The sequence below is a fragment of the Pseudarthrobacter sp. BIM B-2242 genome, from assembly GCF_014764445.1.
Lineage (GTDB): Bacteria > Actinomycetota > Actinomycetes > Actinomycetales > Micrococcaceae > Arthrobacter > Arthrobacter luteus_A.
Window position 1 is genome coordinate 2,339,404 of the sequence record NZ_CP061721.1, and the last position, 22,627, is coordinate 2,362,030.

Genomic DNA, 22,627 nt, shown 5'->3' on the forward strand with positions numbered 1-22,627 from the left:
CGCCAACCTGCCGGCAGATCAGCCCTTGTGGTCACCCCTTCGGATCAGCCCTTTCGGATCAGCTTGTGGTTGGCGGCCTGGGCAACAGGCCTGATCACGATCTGGTCCAGGTTCACGTGGTGCGGTGCGCTGACGGCATAGCGGACCACTTCGGCTACGTCTGCCGCGGTGAGCGGCTTCTCCACGCCTTGGTAAACCTTCTCCGCCGCGGCCTCGTCACCCAGCCGGTTGAGGGCGAACTCCTCTGTCTGCACCAGGCCCGGCGCCACCTCGATGACACGGAGATTGTGCTCAACTTCCTCCAGGCGGAGAGCATTGGTCAGCGCGTGCTGGGCAAACTTGGCCGCGTTGTACCCGGCACCGCCCTCGTACGCGGCCAGGCCTGCCGTTGAGGTCAGATTCAGGACGGTCCCCTCACCGTTTGCCCGGAGCATCGGCAGGAACGCGCGGGTGAGCTTCATGGTGCCCAGGACGTTGACCCGGTACATCCACTCCCAGTCCTCGGTGTTGGCGGCACCGATGTAGTCGGCGCCGCGGGCCCCGCCGGCGATGTTAATCAGCGTTCCCACCCCGCCCGCTTCGGTGACACGGGCAAGCAGCCGGGCCACGTCGTCGTCCTCGGCGATGTCAGCGGGAATCCCGACGGCGCCGGTCTCAGCTTCCAGCGCAGCCAGCCGTTCAGCGCGGCGCGCCACCGCGAAGACCGTCCAGCCCTCCGCCGTCAGGGCACGGACTGTCGCCTCGCCGATGCCTGTGCTGGCGCCGGTCACAACAGCGCCCCGATTCTTTAGCGGATCGATTGGTGATGCCGGGGTCTGCGCGGTTTTGGTCTGTGAATCGTCAGTCATGGCACCACCCTAACGGCCCCGGTACGACGGGTGCCGTTGTATGAACTCCGGCAACGTGTCCCTGAGCTGTGATGCGTTTACTCCCAAAAGTCTCCGCCGCCGCGCCCCCACGCCGCATGGTGCTGCAGTCCCGTAGCCGCGGGGCGGATGAGTCCATGAAACAATTGCCAAATGGCTGAAGACACTCAGGGTACAGACACGCCCTCCACCGCCCCTATCAACGTTCCGGATAAGCCCGCCCTTGAAGGGCTCGAAGCTGCCCTGACGCAGCGCTGGCTTGCCGAAGGGACCTACAAGTTCAACCCGGACACCACCCGGGAGCAGGTCTACTCGATCGACACTCCCCCGCCCACCGCGTCCGGCTCGCTGCACGTGGGGCACATGTTCTCCTTCACACAGACGGATGTGCTGGCCCGCTACCAGCGCATGATCGGCAAGAACGTGTTCTACCCGATGGGCTGGGACGACAACGGCCTGCCCACCGAACGCCGAGTACAGAACTACTATGGCGTCCGGTGCGATCCCGCCATCGCCTACAACGCCGACTACCGGCCGCCGGCGCAGCCTGCCAAGAACCAGCGCGATTTCGACGTCGTCTCACGCCGGAACTTCATCGAGCTGTGTGAAGAACTGGCTGTGGAGGATGAGAAAGTCTTCGAAAGCCTGTTCCAGCAGCTCGGCCTGTCCGTGGACTGGCAGCTGACCTACCGGACCATCGATGACGCGTCCCGTGAGGTCTCCCAGCGCGCCTTCCTGGCCAACCTGGCAGCCGGCGACGCCTACATGGCCGAAGCCCCCACGCTCTGGGACGTCACGTTCCGCACCGCCGTGGCACAGGCCGAACTCGAAGACCGGGAAGTGGCCGGCTCGTACTACCGGTACCCGTTCTTCACCGAAGACGGCGAAAAGATCTTCATCGAGACCACCCGTCCCGAACTGCTGGCCGCGTGTGCCGCGCTGGTGGCAAACCCCGACGACGAGCGCTATAAGCCGCTGTTCGGTAAAAAAGTCACGTCCCCGGTCTTCGGTGTCGAGGTTGAGGTCAAGGCCCACCCGCTGGCGAAGGCGGACAAGGGCTCGGGCATTGCCATGGTGTGTACCTTCGGTGACCTGACCGATGTCACCTGGTGGCGTGAACTCCAGCTCCCCACCCGCGCCATCGTGGGCCGCGACGGCCGGATCATCGGCGAGACCCCGGACTGGATCACCACCGGCGCCGGCCGCACCGCCTTCGAAGCCATTGCCGGCAAGACCGTCTTCAGTGCCAAGGAAACCGTGGTGGAGCTGCTGGCTGCCGAGGACCTGATCGACGGCGAGCCCAAGAAAATCATGCACCCCGTGAACTTCTACGAGAAGGGCGACAAGCCCCTCGAAGTGGTCACATCGCGCCAGTGGTACTACCGCAACGGCGGCCGCGAGGAGGACCGCCGCGAACGCCTCATCGCGCGCGGCCACGAAATCGACTTCCACCCGGCCTTTATGCGGTCCCGGTTCGAGAACTGGATCTCGGGCCTGAACGGTGACTGGCTGGTTTCCCGCCAGCGCTTCTTCGGCGTGCCCATCCCCGTCTGGTACCCGCTGGACGCCGACGGCAACCCGCAGTACGACACCCCCATCGTGCCCAAGGATGAGCAGCTGCCGGTGGATCCTGCCGCCGACGCCGCACCGGGATACGACGAGGCGCAGCGCGATGTTCCGGGTGGCTTCACCGGCGACGCCGACATCCTGGACACCTGGGCGACATCCTCCCTGACACCGCAGATTGTGGGCGGCTGGAGCCGGGACGAGGACCTCTTCGCCAAGGTGTTCCCGTTCGACCTGCGTCCCCAGGGCCACGACATCATCCGAACCTGGCTCTTCTCCTCCGTGGTCCAGGCCGACGCGCTGCAGAACGTGGCCCCGTGGAAGCATGCCGCCATCTCCGGCTGGATCCTTGACCCGGACCGGAAGAAGATGTCCAAGTCCAAGGGCAACGTGGTGGTTCCCACCGACGTGCTCGACGAATTCGGTTCCGACGCCGTCCGGTACTGGGCCACGTCAGCCAAGCTCGGCGCCGACACGGCGTACGAGATCGCGCAGATGAAGATCGGCCGCCGGCTGGCCATCAAGCTGCTGAACGCTTCCAAGTTCGTCCTGAACCTCGGTGCCACCGAAAAGTCCGTGGTCTCCACGGACCTCTCGGTCCTGACCAATCCCCTGGACCGCGCTGTGCTGGCACAGCTGGCTGATGTGGTGCGGCAATCCACCAAGGCGTTCGAGAACTATGACTACGCCCGGGCCCTGCAGATCACCGAGAGCTTCTTCTGGCAGTTCACGGACGACTATGTGGAGCTCATCAAGGACCGCGCCTACGGTGCCGCCGGCGAAGCGGAGCAGGCATCTGTCCTGGCCGCCCTCGCCACGAGCCTGGATACGCTCCTGCGACTGTTCGCCCCGTTCCTGCCCTTCGCTACCGAAGAAGTCTGGGGCTGGTGGCGTCTCGGATCCGTGCACCGCGCCGAATGGCCTGCCGCCGTTGAGGTTGACGGCGACACCACCCTGCTGGCCACCGTGGGTACCGCCCTCAGCGGCGTCCGCAAGGCGAAGTCCGAAGCGAAGGTCAAGCAGCGCACCGAGGTCCTGTCCGCCACCATCACGGCGTCGGAGTCCCTGACCACGCAGCTGAAGGCCGGGCTGGGTGACCTGAAGGCAGCCTCGAACGCCCGTGAGCTGACCCTCGTAGCAGGCGACGGCGAGTTGACGGTCAGCGACGTGGTCCTGGCGGCTCCTGAAGAGCAGCCGGCCGTCTGATCCCTGGCCGGACCTTTCCAGGTTCCCGCTAAGGACACCTCAGCCTGTTTTTGGGCAAAGGGGAAGCCCCATCAGCGTTTTGCCGTTGGTGGGGCTTCGACTTTTCGGCCATCCGGTGACGACTTGATGGTCTGGCAGAATCCTTGGAATTTCAGGTCTTCCTACCACGTCACTGGTAGCTTATATCTAACTTTGCCGAAGGCTGCGTCGGATACATATCACTGAATCTTTGGTTCCTGCGTCCCGCTTCTTTCGAAGTGGGTAAGAACTATTCTGGTCCCGCCCCCGGCGAAGCGCAAGAGCCCCGAATGAACTACATCACAGTAATTCATTCGGGGCTCTTTGCTGCCCGATATTGCCAGGCGGCAGGCCGGCATCAGTCGAAGGCAGGGCTCTCGCTGCGGCTGCGCTTGATCTCGAAGAAATGCGGGTAGGAGGCCAGCGCGACCGTGGCATCCCACAACTGCCCGGCCTGCTCCCCGCGCGGGATGCGCGTCAGCACAGGACCGAAGAAAGCCGTGCCGTTAAAGGCCACAACCGGCGTGCCCACATCCTGGCCGACCAGGGAGATGCCCTTTTCATGGCTGGCCCGAAGCTGGGGGTCGAAGGCGTCCGAGTCAGCGGCGTCCGCCAGGTCTGCCGGCAAACCGCACTCGGCCAGCGCTTTGGTGATGACGATGCCGAAGTCCTTTTCGCCGCCGACGTGGATCAGGGTGCCCATGGCGTCGTACAGCGGCTTCACAACCTGCTCGCCGTGCTGCTCTTTGGCAGCAATGATGACCCGGACTGGGCCCCATCCGTTGTCCATCGCTTCCCGGTAGCCCGGATCAAGTTCCCGGCCCTCGTTCAGGACCGAAAGGCTCATCACGTGCCAGGCCGTCCTGATGCTGCGGACCTCCTCCACCTCGCCGATCCAGCGGGACGTGATCCAGGCGAACGGGCACAGCGGATCGAACCAGAAGTCGGCTTGGTTGGTGGTGGTTTCAGACATGGGTCAGTCCTCGGAGGTAGTCAGTATGGGGCTGGAATACGTCAGGGTCAGGCGGACTTGCGCCGTTTGGTCACGTGCGGGATCAAGGTGGGCTCGGCCTTGCTCAGCACCACATCAGCGGTGATGACCACGCTGGCAACGTCCTCGCGGCTGGGCAGGTCAAACATGACCGGCAGCAGGACTTCCTCCATGATGGCGCGCAGGCCACGGGCGCCGGTGCCGCGCTCCAATGCCTGCTCGGCGATGGCGTTGAGGGCCTCCTCGTCGAAAACGAGTTCCACGCCGTCGATCTGGAACATCTTCTGATACTGCTTGACCAGCGCGTTCTTGGGCGTGGACAGGATCTGGATGAGGGCGTCCCGGTCCAGGCTGGAGACCGTGGTGATTACGGGCAGCCGGCCGATGAATTCGGGGATCAGGCCGAATTTCAGAAGGTCTTCGGGCATCACCTCGCCATAGGAATCCACCTTGTTGCTGGCATCGTTGAGCGGGGCGCCAAAGCCGATGCCCTTACGCCCGGAGCGCGAGCCGATGATCTCTTCCAGGCCGGCAAAGGCGCCGGCCACGATGAAGAGGACATTGGTGGTGTCAATCTGGATGAATTCCTGGTGGGGGTGCTTGCGTCCGCCCTGCGGCGGGACCGAGGCAACTGTTCCTTCGAGGATCTTCAGCAGGGCCTGCTGGACGCCTTCACCGGAGACATCCCGGGTGATGGACGGGTTTTCGCTCTTGCGCGAAATCTTGTCGATTTCGTCGATGTAAATGATGCCCTGCTCGGCCTTCTTGACATCGTAATCCGCTGCCTGAATCAGCTTCAGGAGGATGTTCTCGACGTCTTCGCCCACGTAGCCGGCCTCGGTCAGCGCGGTGGCATCAGCAACGGCGAACGGAACGTTAAGCCGCCGCGCCAGGGTCTGGGCGAGGTAGGTTTTTCCGCAGCCCGTGGGGCCGATCAGCAGGATGTTGGACTTGGCGATCTCGACGTCGTCGTGGTGGCCGCCGTCGGCGAGGCTGCCGCTCTTCGGCGCGTGACCGGCCTGGATCCGTTTGTAATGGTTGTAGACGGCGACGGCGAGGGACCGCTTGGCAGGTTCCTGGCCGATGACGTATTCCTGGAGGAAGTCAAAGATTTCGCGGGGCTTGGGCAGTTCGAAGCTTCCCAGATCGGCGACTTCGGCGAGCTCTTCCTCAATGATCTCGTTGCAGAGCTCAATGCATTCGTCGCAGATGTAGACACCGGGCCCGGCTATAAGCTTCCGCACCTGCTTCTGGCTCTTTCCGCAGAAAGAACACTTCAGCAGATCCGTGCTCTCGCCAATCCGAGCCATATGTGAACCCCTTTAGTATCTTGCTGCCAGGCAGCTGTGCACCGTTGCTGGAATCGTGGCGGGCCTGGGAGGACCGGCCGTGACACCTTCCACTCTAGGTCACAATTGCCCGCAAGGGTGGAAAGCGAAGGCCGGTGCGGCCCAAATTACTGGACCGCACCGGCCGTTGAAGAGCCTTGTTACCGGGTGATGGCCTGGGGCTTCATCTTGCGGGAATCAAGCACCTGGTCAATGAGGCCGTAATCGAGGGCCTCGGCGGCGGTCAGGATCTTGTCGCGCTCGATGTCGTTGTTGACCTGCTCCGGGGTGCGGCCCGAGTGGTGGGCCAGCGTGTCCTCAAGCCATGCGCGCATCCGCATGACTTCCGCAGCCTGGATCTCAAGGTCCGAGGCCTGGCCGCCCTGGCCGCCGGACAGGGCCGGCTGGTGGATCAGGACACGGGCGTTGGGCAGGGCGAGGCGCTTGCCGGGCGTGCCCGCTGCGAGGATCACGGCGGCAGCGCTGGCGGCCTGGCCAAGGCAGACGGTCTGGATCTCGGGCCGGATGTACGTCATGGTGTCGTAGATCGCGGTCATAGCGGTGAAGGAGCCGCCCGGGGAGTTGATGTAGAGCGTGATGTCGCGGTCCGGGTCCGTGGACTCGAGAACCAGCAGCTGTGCCATCACGTCGTCGGCCGAGGCGTCGTCGATCTGGACACCGAGGAAGATGATGCGGTCCTCGAACAGTTTGGTGTACGGGTCCTGGCGCTTGAAGCCATACGGCGTGCGCTCTTCGAACTGGGGAAGTACGTAGCGGCTGGTCGGAAGGTTACCGGCAGTCGATCCGAAGTTGTAGGTCATTTTGTTGCTCCTGATCTGAATGTTCGAAAGTGCCGGGTTTACTTCTCGGATGCCGGCTCGCCGGAGGTGCCGTTGGCGGTGCCGCCGCCACCGGAGACGGAACCGGCATGCGCCGCGATCTTGTCAAAGAAGCCGTATTCGAGGGCTTCGGTGGCGGTGAACCACTTGTCGCGGTCGTTGTCCTTAAGGATGGTTTCCACGCTCTGTCCGGTCTGGTCCGCCGTCAGTTCCGCCATGACCTTCTTCATGTGCAGGATCAGCTCGGCCTGGATCTTGATGTCCGAGGCCGTGCCGCCGATGCCGCCGGAGGGCTGGTGCATCAGGACGCGGGCGTTGGGGGTGGCGTAGCGCTTGCCCTTGGTTCCGGACGAAAGCAGGAACTGGCCCATGGAAGCTGCCAGGCCGGTGGCAACGGTGACGACGTCGTTCGGGATGAACTGCATGGTGTCGTAGATGGCCATGCCTGCGGTCACGGAGCCGCCGGGAGAGTTGATGTAAAGGTAGATGTCCTTTTCCGGGTTCTCGGCCGAGAGGAGCAGCAGCTGGGAGCAGATGGCGTTCGCATTGTCGTCACGCACCTCGGAGCCCAGCCAGATGATCCGCTCCTTGAGGAGGCGGTTGTAGATGTAGTTGTCCTGGGCCGCCGGATCGACAGTCGCCATCCGGGGGGTCTCTGCGTGCTGTGACATGTGTACTTACCTCTCGCTGGTGACGGTGACATCACTGAACTTCACTACTTGGACACTAACCGGTTTGATCGCCGATTTGTTCGCCGGAATCGCGCTGTTCGCTGACGGCGCACGATGCTGTGGCGGCGCGTCCTGCCCGAGTGATGCAGGGCCAATAACGAAGGCAGCCCCCGGACCGGTAGGTCCAGGGGCTGCCTTCACTCGCACTGCCAGGGGCGTGCTAGAACTTCACGGCTGCCGGGTCGTCACTCGAGGTGGCTTCAGTCTCTGCGGTCGCCTCTTCAGCGGCCTCTTCCTCAACGGCCGGAGCTTCTTCTTCGCCGCCGGGGCGGACGAAGTCGCTGAGGTCAACGGCCTTGCCGTCGGTGTCGGTCACAGTGGCCTGGCCGAGAACAACGGCCAGCGCCTTACGGCGGCGGACCTCGGAAACCATCATGGGGACCTGGCCGCTCTGATCGATGATCTGGGCGAACTGGTTCGGATCCATGCCGTACTGGCTGGCGGTGGAGACGATGTAGTCGATCAGCTCGTTCTGGCTGACGTTGACCTCTTCCTTTTCGGCGATGGCGTCGAGGATGATTTCGTTCTGGAAGGCGCGGGCGGTGTTGGCCTTGACCTCTTCGCGGTGCTCCTCGGTGTCGTGCTCGCCTTCACCGTGGCCGTTGCCCTCCTTGAAGTGGGCTTCGAGCTGCTCTTCAACCACAGAGTCCGGAACCGGAACCTCAACGAGCTCAACGAGCTTGTCCAGCACCTTGTCGCGGGCCTCTACGCCCTGCTCAACAACCTTGGAGTCTGCAGCCTGCTTGGCCAAGTCTTCGCGGAGTTCGGCCAGGGTGTCGAACTCGGACGCCAGCTGGGCAAAGTCGTCGTTGGCCTCGGGGAGCTCGCGCTCCTTAACGGCCTTGAGGACAACCTTGACCTGGGCGGACTCGCCGGCGTGGTCGCCACCCACCAGGGTGGTGTCGAAGATTGCATCTTCGTCGACGCTGAGGCCGGTAACGGCTTCGTCCAGGCCCTCGAGCATGGTGCCTGCGCCCACCTGGTAGGACAGGCCGGACGCGGAGTCAACGTCGGCGCCGTCAATGGTGGCCGTGATGTCGATGGTCAGGAAGTCGCCATCGGCAGCCGGGCGGTCCACGGACTTGAGCGTGCCGAAGCGGCCGCGCAGTTCGTCCAGGGCCTTGTCAACGTCTTCGTCAGAAGACTCGGCAGCGGCAACCTCAACCTTGATGCCGGCGTAGTCCGGGAGTTCGATCTCCGGGCGGACATCAACCTCGGCGTGGAACTTCAGTTCCCCGTCCGTGGAGGTGGGGTCCGGAACTTCGGTGATCTCAACCTCGGGGCGGCTCAGGGGGCGGATGCCGGATTCCTGGACTGCTGCCTGGTACCAGCCGTTCAGGCCTTCGTTGATGGCCGTCTCCAGGACGTAGCCGCGGCCGACCCGCTGATCGATCAGCTTGGACGGGACCTTGCCCTTACGGAAGCCAGGGACCTGGATCTGCGAAGCAACAGTCTTGTATGCCTCGTCGATGCTGGGCTTCAATTCCTCAAAGGGGACCTCAACATTGAGCTTGACCCGCGTGGGGGTGAGGTTCTCGACAGCGCTCTTCACGGTCTAAGTACTCCTGGGTTTGTGGGAATGGGTATCTGCAACGCATTTCTGCCCAGACCGCGTAGACGGTCCAGGCCGCAGAGTCGGGGTGACAGGATTTGAACCTGCGACTTCCTGCTCCCAAAGCAGGTGCTCTAGCCAAGCTGAGCTACACCCCGTAAGTGCACAGGCAAGTCTACGGTGATTCCGGCCCTGAATGCACATTTGACACGTGGGGCATGAATTAGGTTTAGTTGTATCCGGCTTCAACAGCCAGCCCGAAGAAACGCAGACAGCCCGGAAATACGGCTAAGCTGGACTTCTCCGGGGACGTAGCTTAATGGTAAAGCCTCAGTCTTCCAAACTGATTACGCGGGTTCGATTCCCGTCGTCCCCTCCACGGCGATATCAACAGACAAAAAGCAGGGCCCCTCGCGAGGGGCCCTGCTTTTGTGTCACCAGCTTGCATCACCGGCGCCTACTGCTGGCAGACCGGGCACCAGTAAAGCTTGCGTCCCACCAGTTCCGTGATAGCCACCGGCGCCTCGCAGACCCGGCAGGGAAGCCCTTCACGCTTATAGACGTAATGGGCGTCCTCACCGGAGGGAAGCGCGGCTCCTTCCGCCCAATATGCCGCCGGTGTGGTGATGATCCGCCCGTCACGAACGCCGTCGGCCATCAGCGCTGCGGTATCGTCCCACAACAGTCCGGCAGCTCCCGCCTGCAGGGCGTTGCCTGGCAGCCACGGATCCAGCCGCTGCCGAAAGAGCACTTCAGCGCGGTAGACGTTCCCGACGCCGGCGATCACCTTCTGGTCCATCAGCAGGGCTGCGATGGGCGTCTTGCGGGTCAGCATGCCCGTCACAAAGCGGGACCTGGCCTCGGGCTGGTTCCGCAGCGGGTCAGGTCCAAGCCTGGCCAGGACGGCGCGCGCCTCGGCCTCAGTAATGGCGGCGCAGGTGGTGGCACCGCGCAGGTCAGCCCAGCCGTGCCCGCTGACAAGCCGGACGCGGACGGCGCCACGGGGTTCGGGCGGACCGGCGTACTCGGCGCTCCCGCCGTCGTCGAAGACCTCCCGCTCTCCGATCTTCCGCGGCGCGCCGATGCTGGAAGCACCCAGGAACGTGGCATCGCCGCCGAAGTCCCAGGCACCGTAGAGCCCCAGGTGGACGTGCAGCACCACCGCGTGGTCAAAGTGCAGGAAGAGGTGCTTGCCGTGGGCGCGGGAGTGCGTCAGCACGTGGCCGTCCAGCAGGGCAGCGCCGGCGGTAAACCGGCCCTGCGGACTGCTGACAGAGAGTGCTTCGCCGGTAAAAACATCGCCGAACTGCTGCGCGAGGCGACGGACCGAGTGGCCCTCGGGCACTACTCCACAACCTCGCCGGTTGCTTCGTAGGCAGCGATCTTGCCGATCCGGCGGACGTGGCGTTCGTCGTTGCTGAACGGCTCGGTGAGGAAGGCTTCGATCAGTTCCGTGGCTTCCTCGACCGTGTGCTGGCGTCCGCCGACGGCCACCACATTGGCGTCGTTGTGTTCACGTGCCAGCGTGGCCGTGGAGTGGTTCCAGGCGAGGGCTGCACGGACACCCTTGACCTTGTTGGCGGCAATCTGTTCTCCGTTGCCTGAGCCGCCCAGGACGATCCCCAGTGCATGGACGCCTGCCTGCTGGTCTGCCACCACCGCGAGCGCCGCGTTGATGCAGAAGGAAGGGTAGTCATCCTGTGCGTCGTATTCCTTGGGGCCGTGGTCCACCACGTCGTAGCCTTTGGCCGTGAGGTGGCTGACCAGGTGGGCGCTGAGCTCCATGCCTGCGTGGTCGGTGGCGATGTGGACCCGCGGGAAGGCAGGGGAAGAAGTCACAGCAGTATCCGTTCGTTTCGGCGCCGGGGCCAGCGGGGGCTGGGTCAGGCCAGGGTCAGATCAACACGGACAAGGTTACTAGGACTCAGGCTCCGCGGCACCCGCGCCGGGACCGCCGCCGCGCGCCCTGGCCGCGACGCGTGTCAGCACTTCTGCCAGCCGGGCCGCCGTCGCAGGACTTCCGCCGCTGACCGCCACGTTGTGTCCGTCCGTTTTGCGGACGACGACGGCGGGACCGCTGCTGACCAGCATCGCCGCGGTGCCGCCGTGGTTCCGGTAGCCCCAGCCGCCGTAGTCGGCGGCGCGGACCTCCGCGGCACTGGCGGCCGAAATCGCGGCGGCGGGGACATCCATGACCGGCAGCACGCCGGCCACCAGCACGCGCAGGCCCCGGCGGTCCGCCTTGATCCGTGCGAAGAGGAAGGCAGCCGCCACCACGGCACAGACTGCCACAAGGGCGCCAAGCCAAGGCAGCGCCACGGCAATCAGCGCGGCAGGAAAGAGGCTGGCCACAGCGATCATCACAAACACAGAGCTCCGGGCGTGTACCCAGAGGCGGTAGGTGTCCCCTGCCAGGTCGGGATCCAGCTCGCGCGCCAAGGCAAGCTGGAGGGCGCGGTCATCCTCCGGCGACCATTGGTTGTCGGCCTTGAAGACAAATCCCATGATGACTCCGAGCGACACCGCCGCGCCGCTGCCAAGCGCAAGGACGATCATGTCCACATGGGACTCGCGGGCATCGGCAAGCCCGGTCTGGCCTACCAGTCCCGCGGCGAGGACAGCGGTGATGAACAGGCTCAGGAACAGTCCGGTCCCCATCATGATCCTCCGCATGACCGCAGGCCGGGACACGGGCACGGCCTGGGACAACACCAGCCACCCGGCGGCGACGATCAATGCCGCCCCGCCCCACGCGTACGCGCCGAACGGCGCAAAGTAGGCGCCGCCGTCGGCCGTCCAGCCAATCGCCACGGGGTCCGGAAGGTCGGCACGCAGCAGAAAAGCACAAAACACAAAGGCACCGGCAAGTAGCACCGGAAACCCCACCGCAAAGCGCAACGCCTTGGCATCCACCGAATCCCGGAACTTACCCATGCATTAACGCTACTCCCGCCGGCGGCCGTGACAGAATGACTTCACTTGTGCCGGCGCAGGTCACCGCCCGCCGGCAACCGAACCCTTCTGGAGGCCCCACTTGCCAGGTATGAACCTGACTCGCGCCGAAGCCCGCGAGCGTGCCGAACTCATCAACGTTGACTCCTACGATGTCGTCCTGGACCTCACCCGGGGCGGGAAAGTCTTCGGGACCACCACCACGGTGAAGTTCACGGCAGTAACCGGTTCCTCCACATTCATCGACGCCGTGACGGACACCGTGCACAGCGTCACCCTCAACGGCCGCACGCTGGACCCCGCCTCCGTCTCCGACGGCGTCCGCATCCAACTGCCGGATTTGGCAGAGTCCAACGAGCTCACGGTGGTGGCCGACGCGCCGTACATGAACACCGGTGAGGGACTCCACCGGTTCGTCGATCCGGTGGACAACGAGGTGTACCTCTACACCCAGTTCGAGGTGCCCGATTCCCGGCGGATGTTCGCGGTTTTTGAACAGCCCGACCTCAAGGGCACGTTCGCCTTCACCGTCACGGCGCCGGCGCACTGGGACGTCATCTCCAACTCCCCCACGCCGGCGCCTGTTGAAACCGCGCCGGGAGACGGCGGCGCCCGCTCGGTCTGGACGTTCGCCCCCACCCCGCGGCTCTCTTCCTACGTCACGGCACTCATCGCAGGCCCGTACCAATCGGTTCGCAGCGAAGTTCACAGCTCTGACGGCCGCGTCATCCCGCTGGGCGTCTTCGCACGGAAATCCCTGATGCAGTACCTGGATGCGGACAACATCTTTGACCTGACCCGGCAGGGCTTCGAATTCTTTGAGGCCCAGTTCGGCTGTGCGTACCCGTTCGAGAAGTACGATCAGCTGTTTGTGCCCGAATTCAATGCCGGCGCCATGGAGAATGCGGGCGCCGTGACCATCCTGGAAGGCTACGTTTTCCGCAGCAAGGTCACCGGGGCGCAGATCGAGCGCCGGGCCATCACCGTGCTGCACGAACTCGCCCATATGTGGTTCGGCGACCTCGTGACCATGCGCTGGTGGAACGACCTCTGGCTCAATGAGTCCTTCGCGGAATACATGTCCCACCTCGCCGCGGTGGAGAACACGGCCTTCACCAGCGCGTGGACCACTTTCGCCTCCGTGGAAAAATCCTGGGCCTACCGCCAGGACCAGCTGCCCACGACCCACCCGATCTTCGCCGAGATCAACGACCTCCAGGACGTGGAGGTCAACTTCGACGGCATCACCTACGCCAAGGGCGCCTCGGTGCTCCGCCAGCTGGTGGCCTGGGTAGGCCCGGAACAGTTTATGGCCGGCGTCCGCGAATACTTTGCCAAGCACGCCTGGCAGAACACCGAACTCAGCGACCTCATGATGGAACTCGAAAAGGCCAGCGGCCGCGATCTTGATCACTGGGGCCGGCTCTGGCTGGAGACGGCCGGGGTCAACACCCTCACGCCGGAACTCGAGGTGGACGCCGACGGTACCCTGACCGCCTTCAGCATCGTCCAGTCCGCCGTGGACGAATGGCCCACCATCCGTCCGCACCGCCTCGCCGTCGGTTTCTACAACCTGAACGGCGCAGGCAAGCTCGAACGCGTACACCGTGAGGAGCTCGACGTCGACGGCGAGCGCACCGAGGTGCCTGCCCTCGTGGGAATGGCACAGCCGGACCTGATCCTGGTCAATGATGACGACCTTGCCTATGCAAAGGTCAGGCTGGACGAGAAGTCCCTGGCCACGGCCACAGCGCACCTGAAGGACTTCAGCCAGAGCCTGCCCCGGACCCTGGTGTGGAACTCCGCCTGGGACGCGGCGCGCGACGGCGAGACCCCCGCCCGCCGCTATGTGGAACTGATCCTGGCCAACGTCGCTGCCGAATCGGATTCCTCCGTGATCCTCGTCCAGCTGCGCCAGCTGGCCACCACCCTGAACTTCTACGTTGCCGAGGAACACCGGGAAGCCACCTCGGTTGCCGCTGCGGACACCCTGTGGGACCTCGCCAGCGCGGCGCCGGGCGGCTCGGATGCCCAGCTGCAGTTCGTGAAGTCTTTTGCCCTGCTGACTTCCAGTGGAGCCCAGCTGGACACCGTGGCCGGCCTGTACGACGGATCGGCTGCGCTGGCCGGGCTGGCCGTGGACCAGGACCTGCGCTGGGAACTGCTCGCGTCACTCGTGGCGGGCGGCAGGCTGGGCCAGGAACAGATCAACGCCGAACTCGAACGGGACAACACGGCCAGCGGACAGAACGCTGCCGCGCTGGCCCGGGCCGCGCTGCCCACGCCCGAGGCCAAGGCTGCCGCGTGGGAATCGATTGTGGTCACAGGGGAGCTTTCCAATGCACTGCAGGGTTCGGCAGTCACGGGCTTTATGCGGGTGCTGGACCGGACGCTCCTGGAGCCCTACGCGGAAAAGTATTTCGAGGCCGTTCCCGGGATCGTGGCCAACCGCACGCACGCACTCGCCCAGCAGATCGTCGTCGGGCTCTACCCGGCACTGCTGACAACGCAGGCAACCGTGGACCGGACGGACCGTTTCCTGGCCGGACTCCCGGCGGACAGCTCCGCGCTGCGGCGGATGATGCTGGAAAACCGCGACGGCGTGGCGCGGGCGCTGCGGGCACGCGCGGCGGACGTCCTCCCGGGTGGGGCCTAGGCTAGTGGCATGGGACTGAGCGAGCACCACTATGCGCTGACGGTACGGTGGACCGGAAATCTTGGCGACGGGACAACGTCGTACCGCGGCTACTCGCGGGAGCATGACATCGTGATCCCCGGGCTGCCCGTCCTCAAGGGGTCGGCCGATCCGACGTTCCACGGGGACCGCGAACGCTACAATCCGGAGCAGCTGCTCCTGGCCGCGCTCGCCCAGTGCCACATGCTGTCCTTCCTGCACGTGGCTGTCCGGCACGGCGTGGTGGTCACCGACTACCGCGACGACGCCACGGGCCAGCTGCGCCTGAACGGGGATGGCAGCGGCCAGTTCGAGTCGGTCACCCTGAACCCGCGGGTGACCGTGGTGGATCCGGCACACGTGGCCCTTGCGGAGCAGATGCACCGCGAAGCCAATCAGGTCTGTTTCATCGCCCGGAGCGTCAATTTCCCGGTGCGGCATTCCCCGGTGACGGTGGCAGGATAGGCACCCCAACTAGGTAGCGCTAACTGTCGTTTTGAAGGTCCAAAACGACAGTTAGCGCTACCCAGTTTCGCCTGTTTGGGGGTCAGCGGCCTAGGAGTTCCCCGGCCAGCCGGGCCTCCGTTGCCGGCGTGAGACCCGCCTTCCGGTGACGCTCCAGGCCCTGGCCGCGCTCGTACGCGAGCGTGTCCGCCAGCGTCTCCTGCCATGGCCTCGTCTGCAGGCCCGCAGCGCGCGCCGCCTGGTTGCTGCGTGTGCAGAATCCGTCGTGGCCGGGCGGCAGCCACAGCGGAAGGGAATCCGGCCCGGACCAGTAGTCGACGCCATGCTCCACGAGCCAGCCCTCCGAAGCGGTGAGCACTTCGCCACCGAACGCGGCCACCGTCCGTGATTCCTCTATGTAGGTTCCGAACGGCACCCTGTCGCCCACCGCGTTCAGCGCGCCGGTCACGCCCCGCTCCGCTGCCGTGAGGATCCAGCCGGCCAGGTCGCGCACGTCGATGACCTGGGTGGCATGGCCGGCTATGTCAGGGACGACGGCGGGCCGGTTGTCCCGCGCGAACCTTGCCGGCCAGTAACCGTAGCGGTCGGTTCCGTCGCCTGGACCGCCGATCAGGCCCGGGCGGCAGATGTGGACCTTGCCTGCGGCCAGCCTCAGGGTTTCCTGCTCGATGGCGGCCTTGGATTCCCCGTAGGTTTCGGGCGTGGACTCAGTTCCGCGCGGCAGCGGCGGCAGGATTTCGGCTTCTTCCCTTGCGTCCGGCGTTGAGTGGTCTGCGTAGACGGAGCAGCTGGACACAAAGGTCCAATGCCCGGTCCGGTCAGTAAGGGCCTCCAGGGCATCCGCTGCCGGCGCCGGATCACGGGCCACATCGATGACCGCATCCCAGTCCCGTGCCACGCCGGCGTAACTGTCCGCGCCACGGGAACGGTCCGTTTTCACCCAGGTGACCCCGGCCGGCGGCTCCGCTGCCGAACCCCGGGCCAGGCAAGATACCTGATGACCTGCGGCGACTGCCTGTCGGGCAATTTCCGCGGAGAGGAAGACGGTGCCGCCGAGTATCAGGATGCGCATGGGTCCACGGTACGACGCTAGGGTTAAGGGAGGACAGAGCCTTAAGCGCCGGGCGAACCGCGCGCTGGCCTTCGTTATCCCCGGCCGCCGCCGGAAACCCCAAGGAGTCTCACCCTTTATGTTCAGCATGATGTCGATTGCCCCCTCCCTCACCGCCGATCCCGACGGTGTCAGCGTCGCGGGCATCGCGATCAGTCTCGGTGTCGGTGTCACCATCTGGCTGGTGGCGACGTTCCTGATTTCCCGGATCAGCAAGCGGGTCGCGTCGGGCAGCAACTTCTTCAAGAAAGCGCATTTCAAGTGGGTTGCCCCGGCCATCCGGGCATTGGACCACGAGCGGCGCGTGCAGCGGGCCGAAACCATCGGTTCGCTGCTCAACAGCATCGTGGGCGTCCTGGTGGCCGTCATTACCACCATGTATGTCCTGCAAAACCTGGACATCAACATCGCACCCCTGCTGACCAGCGTCGGCATCCTGGGTGTGGCCATCGGTTTTGGCGCCCAGCAGCTGATCCGCGACTTCCTCGCCGGCATCTTCATCACCATCGAAGACCAGTACGGAATCGGCGATGTCATTGAAACCAGCGAGGTAGTGGGCGTTGTGGAATCCATGGGGCTGCGCATCACCCGGGTCCGCTCCGAGGACGGCGCCATCTGGTACCTCCGCAATGGCGAGATCCTGCGTGTGGGCAACCGGTCGCAGGGAAACTTTGTACCCGTCCCGGATACCCCGGTTAGCGGTCCTGACGCTGCGCTGCACCAGCCTGCCACGGAGGCCAATAAGAGTGCCCAGAAAGCTGGAGAATAGAGCCATGACAATGCCCATCGAGCCGCAGAGGCCACGCCAGCTTATGCAGAACGATCCCTTTAGCCAGCCCGGCTATACGGACAATTTCTACGACGCCGTGGGCGGGCACGAGACCTTCGTCAAACTGATCGATGTGTTTTACGACGGCGTCGCGACCGATCCGCTGCTGCGCCCGATGTACCCGGAGGAAGATCTCGCCCCCGCCAAACGCCGCTTCCTGATGTTCCTGGAACAGTATTGGGGCGGGCCCACAACTTATGGGGAAGAACGCGGCCACCCGCGCCTGAGGATGCGGCACATGCCGTTCCGGGTCACACCCGAGGCCAAGGAGCGCTGGCTGTTCCATATGAGGACGGCCGTGGACTCCCTGGCCTTGCCGCCCCTGCATGAGGGAACCCTGTGGGATTACATGGAACGCGCCGCGCTGTCCATGGTGAACAGCCCTTCGGAAGCCTAGAGTCCGCTGCCGCTTCGCACGAGTACGTGCCCGCGCGGGCCGCTGAGACGGTACCACCGGCCCGCCCTGTAGAGCACCTGCTCACCGTCAGCCAGGAAGCCGAGCGTGAGGGCCGCGAAAGCTGCCCCGGCCGGGAGCCCATCGTCGTTCAAGGGGCGCCCCCACACAGCGGCGCGGGCGTTATTGACAATCAGCGCTCCGGGCTGCGCGGGCACAATTCCGGCAACTTCGGTAATGCCGGTTTCGGCCGCCCGCCGCAGTTCGGCGTCCGGGAGCGTGCCCACAAGCTCCCAGCCCGTCCGCGGCGCGCCGACACCCGTCCACGATTCGGTGACGGTGGACGGCGGAACCGGCAGCTCGACGTCGTCCTCTCCTGCCCTGGCCAGCCGGTCAAGGACGGCTGACAGCGAAACAGTGACATCAATCATGGACGGTTCGGCCAGCCCGATGGTTCGAAGTCCCAGGATGGTGGGGGTGGACTCGCCCAGCAGCCGCGGCCGCAGGACACACACGTACGCCGCCAGAACGGAGCCGGAAGCCTGGAGCCGGATGGCGCCGTCGTCGACGGTTTTGGCGCGCGTGGCGAACGTGCGCAGGTCGGCGAGATCGCGTGGATCTGCGAAGCGGAAGGACTCGGTGAGTAGATCAGACACACTATGAACACTACCGGCTGCGCCTCGGTTGAGCGGTGCCGGGGCGCCGTCTAGAGTCGAACCATGACTGAAGCCGAAACCGGACTGCTGGCGCCGCCCAGCGGTGACCCTACGTCCACGCTCATCCGGCTCCTTGACCTGGGAGAGCTGGAGGGGGCCCGGACGGATGAAGACATCTTCCTGGGACCGTCGTGGCAGCCGCAGCCCCGTGCGCGCGTGTTCGGCGGCCAGGTGCTGGCGCAGTCGCTGATCGCCGCCATGCGAACGGTGGACCCTGACCGCAATGTCCACTCGATGCACGGTTACTTCCTGCGGCCAGGCGACGCCAACAAGGCCATCACGTTCGGCGTCCAGCGGCTGCGGGACGGCCGGTCGTTTTCGGCCCGCCGTGTCCACGCCTACCAGGAGGGCGTGCCCATCCTGTCGATGATCGCCTCGTTCCAGGACCCGGACGAGGGCCTCGACCATGAATCCACGATGCCTGCCGGCATTCCCGGTCCTGAGTCGCTTCCCAGCACCGCCGAACTGCTGGGCAAATTTGACCATCCCATCGCCCAGCACTGGGCCTATGAACGGCCCTTCGATATCCGGCACGTGGACCCGCCCATCTATGTCTCGGCCAAGGGTAAGCAGGAAGCCCGGAACGCCGTCTGGATGAAGACTTTCGGCCCCATGCCGGACGATCCCAACCTTCACCGGGCCGCCTTGGCCTATGCGAGCGACTACACCCTGCTTGAATCCATCCTGCGCCGGCACGGGCTGAGCTGGATCACGCCCGGCATGAGCGTGGCCAGTTTGGACCATGCCATGTGGTGGCACCGGCCCGCCCGCGTGGATGAGTGGCTTCTTTACGTCCAGGAATCCCCCAGCGCCCAGGGTGCGCGCGGCCTGGCCACCGGAAAAATCTTCAACCAGGCCGGCCAGCACGTTGCCTCGGTAGCCCAGGAAGGCATGGTCCGCGTGCCCACTGACCTGAAGAACAAAGTAGTGGGAGCCGTCCAGTCCAAACTGCTGCAGCACCAGATCCGCAAGGCCGTCCGGGACTGACCTGCCCCTGACGGCCGAAAGGCCGGCACCCCGTAAGGGATGCCGGCCTTTCGTCTGCCCGGGCCCAATTTCAGTCCATGACGCGGCGCGGGCGGATCAGTCGCGGGTAAGGCGACGGTGCGTCACGCGGTGCGGCTTGGCCGCATCGGGGCCGAGCCGCTCGATCTTGTTCTCCTCGTAGGACTCGAAGTTGCCTTCGAACCAGTACCACTTGGAGGGGTTCTCCTCGTCGCCTTCGTAGGCGAGGATGTGGGTGGCCACCCGGTCCAGGAACCAGCGGTCGTGCGATACCACGACGGCGCAGCCGGGGAACTCCAGCAACGCGTTTTCCAGGCTGCTGAGGGTTTCGACGTCGAGGTCGTTAGTGGGTTCGTCAAGAAGCAGCAGGTTTCCACCCTGCTTCAGGGTCAGCGCCAGGTTCAACCGGTTGCGCTCACCGCCGGAGAGAACGCCGGCCTTCTTCTGCTGGTCCGGTCCCTTGAAGCCGAAAGCGGCAACGTAGGCGCGGGACGGCATTTCCACCTGGCCGACCTGGATGTAGTCCAGGCCGTCGGAGACAACTTCCCACAGCGTCTTGTCCGGGTCGATGCCGCCGCGGCTCTGGTCCGCGTAGGAGATCTTGACCGAATCGCCAACCTTCAGCTCGCCGCCGTCGAGCGGTTCCAGCCCCACGATGGTTTTGAACAGGGTGGATTTGCCCACACCGTTGGGACCAATGACACCAACAATGCCGTTGCGCGGCAGGGTGAAGGACAGGCCGTCGATCAGGGTCCGGTCATCGAAGCCCTTCTGGAGGTTCTTGGCTTCCAGGACCAGGCCGCCCAGGCGCGGGCCCGGCGGAATCTGGATCTCTTCAAAGTCGAGCTTGCGGGTACGGTCTGCCTCGGCAGCCATCTCTTCGTAGCGGGCCAGGCGGGCCTTGGACTTGGTCTGGCGGCCCTTGGCGTTGGAGCGGACCCATTCGAGTTCCTCGGTGAGGCGCTTGGCCTGCTTGGCGTCCTTCTTGCCCTGGACTTCCAGGCGGGCGCGCTTCTTCTCCAGGTACGTGGAGTAATTTCCCTCGTAGGGGTACAGGTGGCCGCGGTCAACCTCGGCGATCCATTCCGCGACGTGGTCCAGGAAGTACCGGTCGTGGGTGACGGCCAGGACGGCGCCGGCGTAGCTGGAGAGGTGCTGTTCCAGCCACAGGACGCTTTCGGCGTCGAGGTGGTTGGTGGGCTCGTCCAGGAGCAGGAGGTCCGGCTTCTGCAGCAGGAGCTTGCAGAGCGCCACGCGGCGGCGCTCACCGCCGGAGAGAAGCGTCACGTCAGCATCCGCGGGCGGGCAGCGGAGCGCGTCCATGGCCTGCTCAAGCTGGGAGTCGAGGTCCCAGGCGTCCGCGTTATCAATGGCTTCCTGCAGCCGCCCCATTTCTTCGAGGAGTACGTCGTAGTCAGCGTCGGGGCTGGCCATTTCCTCGGAGATCTCGTTGAAGCGCTGGATCTTGCCGTAGATCTCGCCGACACCTTCCTGGACGTTGCCCAGGACGGTTTTGTCCTCGTTCAGCGGCGGCTCCTGCAGCAGGATGCCCACGGTGTAGCCGGGGCTGAGCCGGGCCTCGCCGTTGGAGGGGGTGTCCAGGCCGGCCATGATCTTCAGGATGGTGGACTTACCGGCACCGTTCGGGCCAACAACACCAATTTTGGCGCCCGGAAAGAAGGACATGCTTACGTCGTCAAGAATGAGTTTTTCGCCAACAGCCTTACGGGCCTTGGTCATTGTGTAGATAAATTCCGCCATGGTTCCAAATCTAGTGGGTTGGCGGGCATAACTCACATTCGGCGACTCAGAGCGCTGCGCCCACGAAGCACTTGCCACTGGCCAGGACCGGGAGGACGGTGACAGTGACAGTGCCGTCACGGATGTGGCCAAGCACGCAGTCCGTGCCCTGCAGCACGGCGGACTCGATGGCGTCAGCCTCCAACCCCGTGGGCGTGCGGCTGGCCGATACTTCCAGCACGGCCGGGGCAACCCCGGCCCCGGTGAGGGCCTCCGCCACCTGGGCCGTGGCCGGCTTGGGGGTCCCGGCCGCGAGCCGGTTCAACGCATCCGTCACCGTCTGTTTCATTGCCGCCGTGGCGGCGCCCTCAGCGGGTGCGCCCACGGACTGCCCGCCGGCAGGTGCCGCACTTCCGCCCGTTCCATCAGGACCTGGCCCGGTGGCCGTAGCGGTGCCACGCCCGGTGGAGGCCGGCTCCGTCACCGCCGGCGACCCGCCGGTGCAGGCCGTCAGCAGGAGTGCTGTCAGAAGTCCGGCTGCAAGGCATGCCGAGCCCTTGCCCGGGAAGTTTAGGCGCCGCCGGGAAAGTACCGGCAGGCTGGTGACGGGGGTTACCTGCCGGTCTTCGGTCGCGCGCATCATGCCGCCATTCTGCCACGGGGCCTTGCCTGCACCGGAACTGCCGGGGTGCCTGCGGACGGCCGGCACCCCGGCAGCGGCCGTGTTCAACGGTGTTTGCCATCCGCACGGTCAGAGGGCAGAGTCGACGAGTTCGCCGGTTTCGGCGTCCAGTGGGACGTAGTTGCCATCTGCGTCCTCGACGAAAACGGATGACGCCGCGTCGTCGCCGTCAACGGGCTCGCCCTCCTCCGGCTCCCCGCCCTCCCCGTCGGGGTCGGAGGAGCCTCCCTCAGCAACCTGGAGCGGTCCGTTGTTGACCGTCCGGTTGTAGTTGGCCGAACCCCACATGAGGTCGTGCCCAACAGACTCTGCGTCAATCTCGTGCGCGAAGTAGACCCGGCCTTCCTTCTCCCAAGTCCGCAGTTTAAGCCGGCCCACCACAATGACGCGCTGGCCCTTCTTGATGCTGCAGCCCATGTTCCCGGCCAGCTGGCGGTATCCCTGGACGGTAAACCAGTTGGTGTGCGTGTCCACCCAGGTGTTGGTCGTGCGGTCGAAGCGCCGGGCCGTTGACCCGAGGCGGAACGAGGCGGTCCCCACCCCGGTAGTGGTGGTGGAGGTCTTGATATCGGTGGCTACAAAGCCCCGGAAGGTCATGTAATCGCTCATTGTCTTGTCCTGTCTCGGAAGGTGGTGCCTTAGCGGCAGAACCAGCTTCGCGCGTATGCCGGCAGGCCCGGGAGGGCTACGTTCCCGTATGTGCACAACCCGGCCGCGAATCGCTGTGTTGAGGACAAGTGCCACTGGCGGTGTGGCATTGACCCAGCGGCACGCAGGGCAATGTAAACTTTTTTAGGCGCCGGATTTCAGGTCGTGGCGCCACGTGCCCCAGTAGCTCAGGGGATAGAGCAGCGGCCTTCTAATCCGCCGGTCGGGGGTTCGATTCCCTCCTGGGGCACCAATGTGATGAGTCGGGACCTCCTTCACGGATGAGTCGCGACAGACAGGAACACCCCGGTCTT

20 protein-coding genes and 3 tRNA genes are annotated in these 22,627 nt (G+C 65.0%); 8 read left to right on the top strand and 15 right to left on the bottom strand.

All coding sequences use genetic code 11. The annotated features are described in order from the left end of the window. Nucleotides 1-44: 44 nt before the first annotated feature. Nucleotides 45-770, bottom strand: a complete 726-nt coding sequence (locus IDT60_RS10705; protein WP_370590746.1) for an SDR family oxidoreductase — start codon at nucleotides 768-770, stop codon at nucleotides 45-47. Between the two features lie 249 nt (nucleotides 771-1,019). On the opposite strand from IDT60_RS10705, the gene valS reads away from it, so the two are divergent. After that, a complete protein-coding gene (valS, locus tag IDT60_RS10710; protein ID WP_191079076.1) occupies nucleotides 1,020-3,638 on the top strand; it encodes a valine--tRNA ligase in 2,619 nt (872 codons plus the stop codon). Between the two features lie 376 nt (nucleotides 3,639-4,014). Here valS and IDT60_RS10715 read toward each other — a convergent pair whose 3' ends face one another. The 6 genes from IDT60_RS10715 to IDT60_RS10740 all read right to left on the bottom strand — a co-directional run bounded on the left by IDT60_RS10715 (nucleotide 4,015) and on the right by IDT60_RS10740 (nucleotide 9,255). Beyond that, on the bottom strand, nucleotides 4,015-4,629 hold the full coding sequence (locus IDT60_RS10715) for a disulfide bond formation protein DsbA (RefSeq protein ID WP_191079077.1): 615 nt from the start codon (nucleotides 4,627-4,629) through the stop codon (nucleotides 4,015-4,017). 47 nt (nucleotides 4,630-4,676) lie between these two features. Further along, nucleotides 4,677-5,957, bottom strand: coding sequence for an ATP-dependent Clp protease ATP-binding subunit ClpX (clpX, locus tag IDT60_RS10720; RefSeq protein WP_164199345.1), 1,281 nt, complete (start codon nucleotides 5,955-5,957; stop codon nucleotides 4,677-4,679). 179 nt (nucleotides 5,958-6,136) lie between these two features. Next, a complete protein-coding gene (locus IDT60_RS10725) occupies nucleotides 6,137-6,796 on the bottom strand; it encodes an ATP-dependent Clp protease proteolytic subunit (protein WP_056340578.1) in 660 nt (219 codons plus the stop codon). Between the two features lie 38 nt (nucleotides 6,797-6,834). Next, nucleotides 6,835-7,458, bottom strand: coding sequence for an ATP-dependent Clp protease proteolytic subunit (locus tag IDT60_RS10730; protein ID WP_191081910.1), 624 nt, complete (start codon nucleotides 7,456-7,458; stop codon nucleotides 6,835-6,837). A gap of 247 nt (nucleotides 7,459-7,705) precedes the next feature. Further along, nucleotides 7,706-9,097 carry a trigger factor gene (gene tig, locus IDT60_RS10735; protein ID WP_191079078.1) on the bottom strand — a complete coding sequence of 464 codons (1,392 nt, stop codon included), beginning with the start codon at nucleotides 9,095-9,097 and terminating at the stop codon, nucleotides 7,706-7,708. An 83-nt stretch (nucleotides 9,098-9,180) separates the two neighbouring features. After that, a tRNA-Pro gene (locus IDT60_RS10740) sits at nucleotides 9,181-9,255 on the bottom strand. Nucleotides 9,256-9,402: 147 nt separating this feature from the next. Between IDT60_RS10740 and IDT60_RS10745 the strand changes: the two genes are divergently transcribed. Beyond that, nucleotides 9,403-9,476 (top strand) — tRNA-Gly (locus IDT60_RS10745). Between the two features lie 78 nt (nucleotides 9,477-9,554). Here the strand turns inward: IDT60_RS10745 and IDT60_RS10750 are convergent. The 3 genes from IDT60_RS10750 to IDT60_RS10760 all read right to left on the bottom strand — a co-directional run bounded on the left by IDT60_RS10750 (nucleotide 9,555) and on the right by IDT60_RS10760 (nucleotide 12,031). Beyond that, the gene (locus IDT60_RS10750; RefSeq protein ID WP_191079079.1) at nucleotides 9,555-10,442 is read right to left on the bottom strand and encodes an Fpg/Nei family DNA glycosylase; all 888 of its coding nucleotides are present in this window, start codon (nucleotides 10,440-10,442) and stop codon (nucleotides 9,555-9,557) included. Continuing rightward, the gene (locus IDT60_RS10755; RefSeq protein WP_191079080.1) at nucleotides 10,442-10,936 is read right to left on the bottom strand and encodes a ribose-5-phosphate isomerase; all 495 of its coding nucleotides are present in this window, start codon (nucleotides 10,934-10,936) and stop codon (nucleotides 10,442-10,444) included. The genes IDT60_RS10750 and IDT60_RS10755 overlap by 1 nt, the downstream gene beginning before the upstream one ends. A 78-nt stretch (nucleotides 10,937-11,014) precedes the next feature. Then, the gene (locus tag IDT60_RS10760; RefSeq protein ID WP_191079081.1) at nucleotides 11,015-12,031 is read right to left on the bottom strand and encodes a hypothetical protein; all 1,017 of its coding nucleotides are present in this window, start codon (nucleotides 12,029-12,031) and stop codon (nucleotides 11,015-11,017) included. A 109-nt stretch (nucleotides 12,032-12,140) separates the two neighbouring features. Here IDT60_RS10760 and pepN point away from each other — a divergent pair, with 109 nt between their 5' ends. Continuing rightward, nucleotides 12,141-14,705, top strand: coding sequence for an aminopeptidase N (gene pepN / locus IDT60_RS10765; protein WP_191079082.1), 2,565 nt, complete (start codon nucleotides 12,141-12,143; stop codon nucleotides 14,703-14,705). A gap of 9 nt (nucleotides 14,706-14,714) precedes the next feature. Beyond that, nucleotides 14,715-15,188, top strand: coding sequence for an OsmC family protein (locus IDT60_RS10770; protein WP_191079083.1), 474 nt, complete (start codon nucleotides 14,715-14,717; stop codon nucleotides 15,186-15,188). 82 nt (nucleotides 15,189-15,270) lie between these two features. Here IDT60_RS10770 and IDT60_RS10775 read toward each other — a convergent pair whose 3' ends face one another. Then, a complete protein-coding gene (locus tag IDT60_RS10775) occupies nucleotides 15,271-16,260 on the bottom strand; it encodes an NAD-dependent epimerase/dehydratase family protein (RefSeq protein WP_191079084.1) in 990 nt (329 codons plus the stop codon). A gap of 118 nt (nucleotides 16,261-16,378) precedes the next feature. On the opposite strand from IDT60_RS10775, the gene IDT60_RS10780 reads away from it, so the two are divergent. Both IDT60_RS10780 and IDT60_RS10785 read left to right on the top strand, forming a co-directional pair. After that, nucleotides 16,379-17,068, top strand: a complete 690-nt coding sequence (locus IDT60_RS10780; RefSeq protein WP_164199329.1) for a mechanosensitive ion channel family protein — start codon at nucleotides 16,379-16,381, stop codon at nucleotides 17,066-17,068. 4 nt (nucleotides 17,069-17,072) lie between these two features. Beyond that, nucleotides 17,073-17,525, top strand: coding sequence for a globin (locus IDT60_RS10785; RefSeq protein WP_164199327.1), 453 nt, complete (start codon nucleotides 17,073-17,075; stop codon nucleotides 17,523-17,525). Here IDT60_RS10785 and IDT60_RS10790 read toward each other — a convergent pair. Beyond that, complete coding sequence (locus tag IDT60_RS10790) at nucleotides 17,522-18,178, bottom strand: hypothetical protein (protein ID WP_191079085.1); 657 nt, start codon at nucleotides 18,176-18,178, stop codon at nucleotides 17,522-17,524. The genes IDT60_RS10785 and IDT60_RS10790 overlap by 4 nt on opposite strands. Nucleotides 18,179-18,241: 63 nt before the next feature. Between IDT60_RS10790 and IDT60_RS10795 the strand changes: the two genes are divergently transcribed. Continuing rightward, complete coding sequence (locus tag IDT60_RS10795) at nucleotides 18,242-19,225, top strand: acyl-CoA thioesterase II (protein ID WP_164199323.1); 984 nt, start codon at nucleotides 18,242-18,244, stop codon at nucleotides 19,223-19,225. A 96-nt stretch (nucleotides 19,226-19,321) separates the two neighbouring features. On the opposite strand, the gene ettA is transcribed toward IDT60_RS10795, so the two are convergent. The 3 genes from ettA to IDT60_RS10810 all read right to left on the bottom strand — a co-directional run bounded on the left by ettA (nucleotide 19,322) and on the right by IDT60_RS10810 (nucleotide 22,274). Then, nucleotides 19,322-21,004, bottom strand: coding sequence for an energy-dependent translational throttle protein EttA (gene ettA, locus IDT60_RS10800; RefSeq protein ID WP_191079086.1), 1,683 nt, complete (start codon nucleotides 21,002-21,004; stop codon nucleotides 19,322-19,324). Between the two features lie 46 nt (nucleotides 21,005-21,050). After that, a complete protein-coding gene (locus IDT60_RS23220) occupies nucleotides 21,051-21,626 on the bottom strand; it encodes a hypothetical protein (RefSeq protein WP_223883686.1) in 576 nt (191 codons plus the stop codon). A 108-nt stretch (nucleotides 21,627-21,734) separates the two neighbouring features. Beyond that, a complete protein-coding gene (locus IDT60_RS10810) occupies nucleotides 21,735-22,274 on the bottom strand; it encodes a single-stranded DNA-binding protein (RefSeq protein WP_191079087.1) in 540 nt (179 codons plus the stop codon). 216 nt (nucleotides 22,275-22,490) lie between these two features. On the opposite strand from IDT60_RS10810, the gene IDT60_RS10815 reads away from it, so the two are divergent. Beyond that, a tRNA-Arg gene (locus tag IDT60_RS10815) sits at nucleotides 22,491-22,566 on the top strand. Nucleotides 22,567-22,627: the final 61 nt, after the last annotated feature.

Coding starts and splice junctions, on each gene's coding strand:
- valS (WP_191079076.1), top strand. CDS start 1,020: ATGGCTGAAGACACTCAGGGTACAGACACGCCCTCCACCGCCCCTATC.
- IDT60_RS10715 (WP_191079077.1), bottom strand. CDS start 4,629: ATGTCTGAAACCACCACCAACCAAGCCGACTTCTGGTTCGATCCGCTG.
- clpX (WP_164199345.1), bottom strand. CDS start 5,957: ATGGCTCGGATTGGCGAGAGCACGGATCTGCTGAAGTGTTCTTTCTGC.
- IDT60_RS10725 (WP_056340578.1), bottom strand. CDS start 6,796: ATGACCTACAACTTCGGATCGACTGCCGGTAACCTTCCGACCAGCCGC.
- IDT60_RS10730 (WP_191081910.1), bottom strand. CDS start 7,458: ATGGCGACTGTCGATCCGGCGGCCCAGGACAACTACATCTACAACCGC.
- IDT60_RS10760 (WP_191079081.1), bottom strand. CDS start 12,031: ATGGGTAAGTTCCGGGATTCGGTGGATGCCAAGGCGTTGCGCTTTGCG.
- pepN (WP_191079082.1), top strand. CDS start 12,141: ATGAACCTGACTCGCGCCGAAGCCCGCGAGCGTGCCGAACTCATCAAC.
- IDT60_RS10770 (WP_191079083.1), top strand. CDS start 14,715: ATGGGACTGAGCGAGCACCACTATGCGCTGACGGTACGGTGGACCGGA.
- IDT60_RS10775 (WP_191079084.1), bottom strand. CDS start 16,260: ATGCGCATCCTGATACTCGGCGGCACCGTCTTCCTCTCCGCGGAAATT.
- IDT60_RS10780 (WP_164199329.1), top strand. CDS start 16,379: ATGTTCAGCATGATGTCGATTGCCCCCTCCCTCACCGCCGATCCCGAC.
- IDT60_RS10785 (WP_164199327.1), top strand. CDS start 17,073: ATGACAATGCCCATCGAGCCGCAGAGGCCACGCCAGCTTATGCAGAAC.
- IDT60_RS10795 (WP_164199323.1), top strand. CDS start 18,242: ATGACTGAAGCCGAAACCGGACTGCTGGCGCCGCCCAGCGGTGACCCT.
- ettA (WP_191079086.1), bottom strand. CDS start 21,004: ATGGCGGAATTTATCTACACAATGACCAAGGCCCGTAAGGCTGTTGGC.
- IDT60_RS23220 (WP_223883686.1), bottom strand. CDS start 21,626: ATGATGCGCGCGACCGAAGACCGGCAGGTAACCCCCGTCACCAGCCTG.
- IDT60_RS10810 (WP_191079087.1), bottom strand. CDS start 22,274: ATGAGCGATTACATGACCTTCCGGGGCTTTGTAGCCACCGATATCAAG.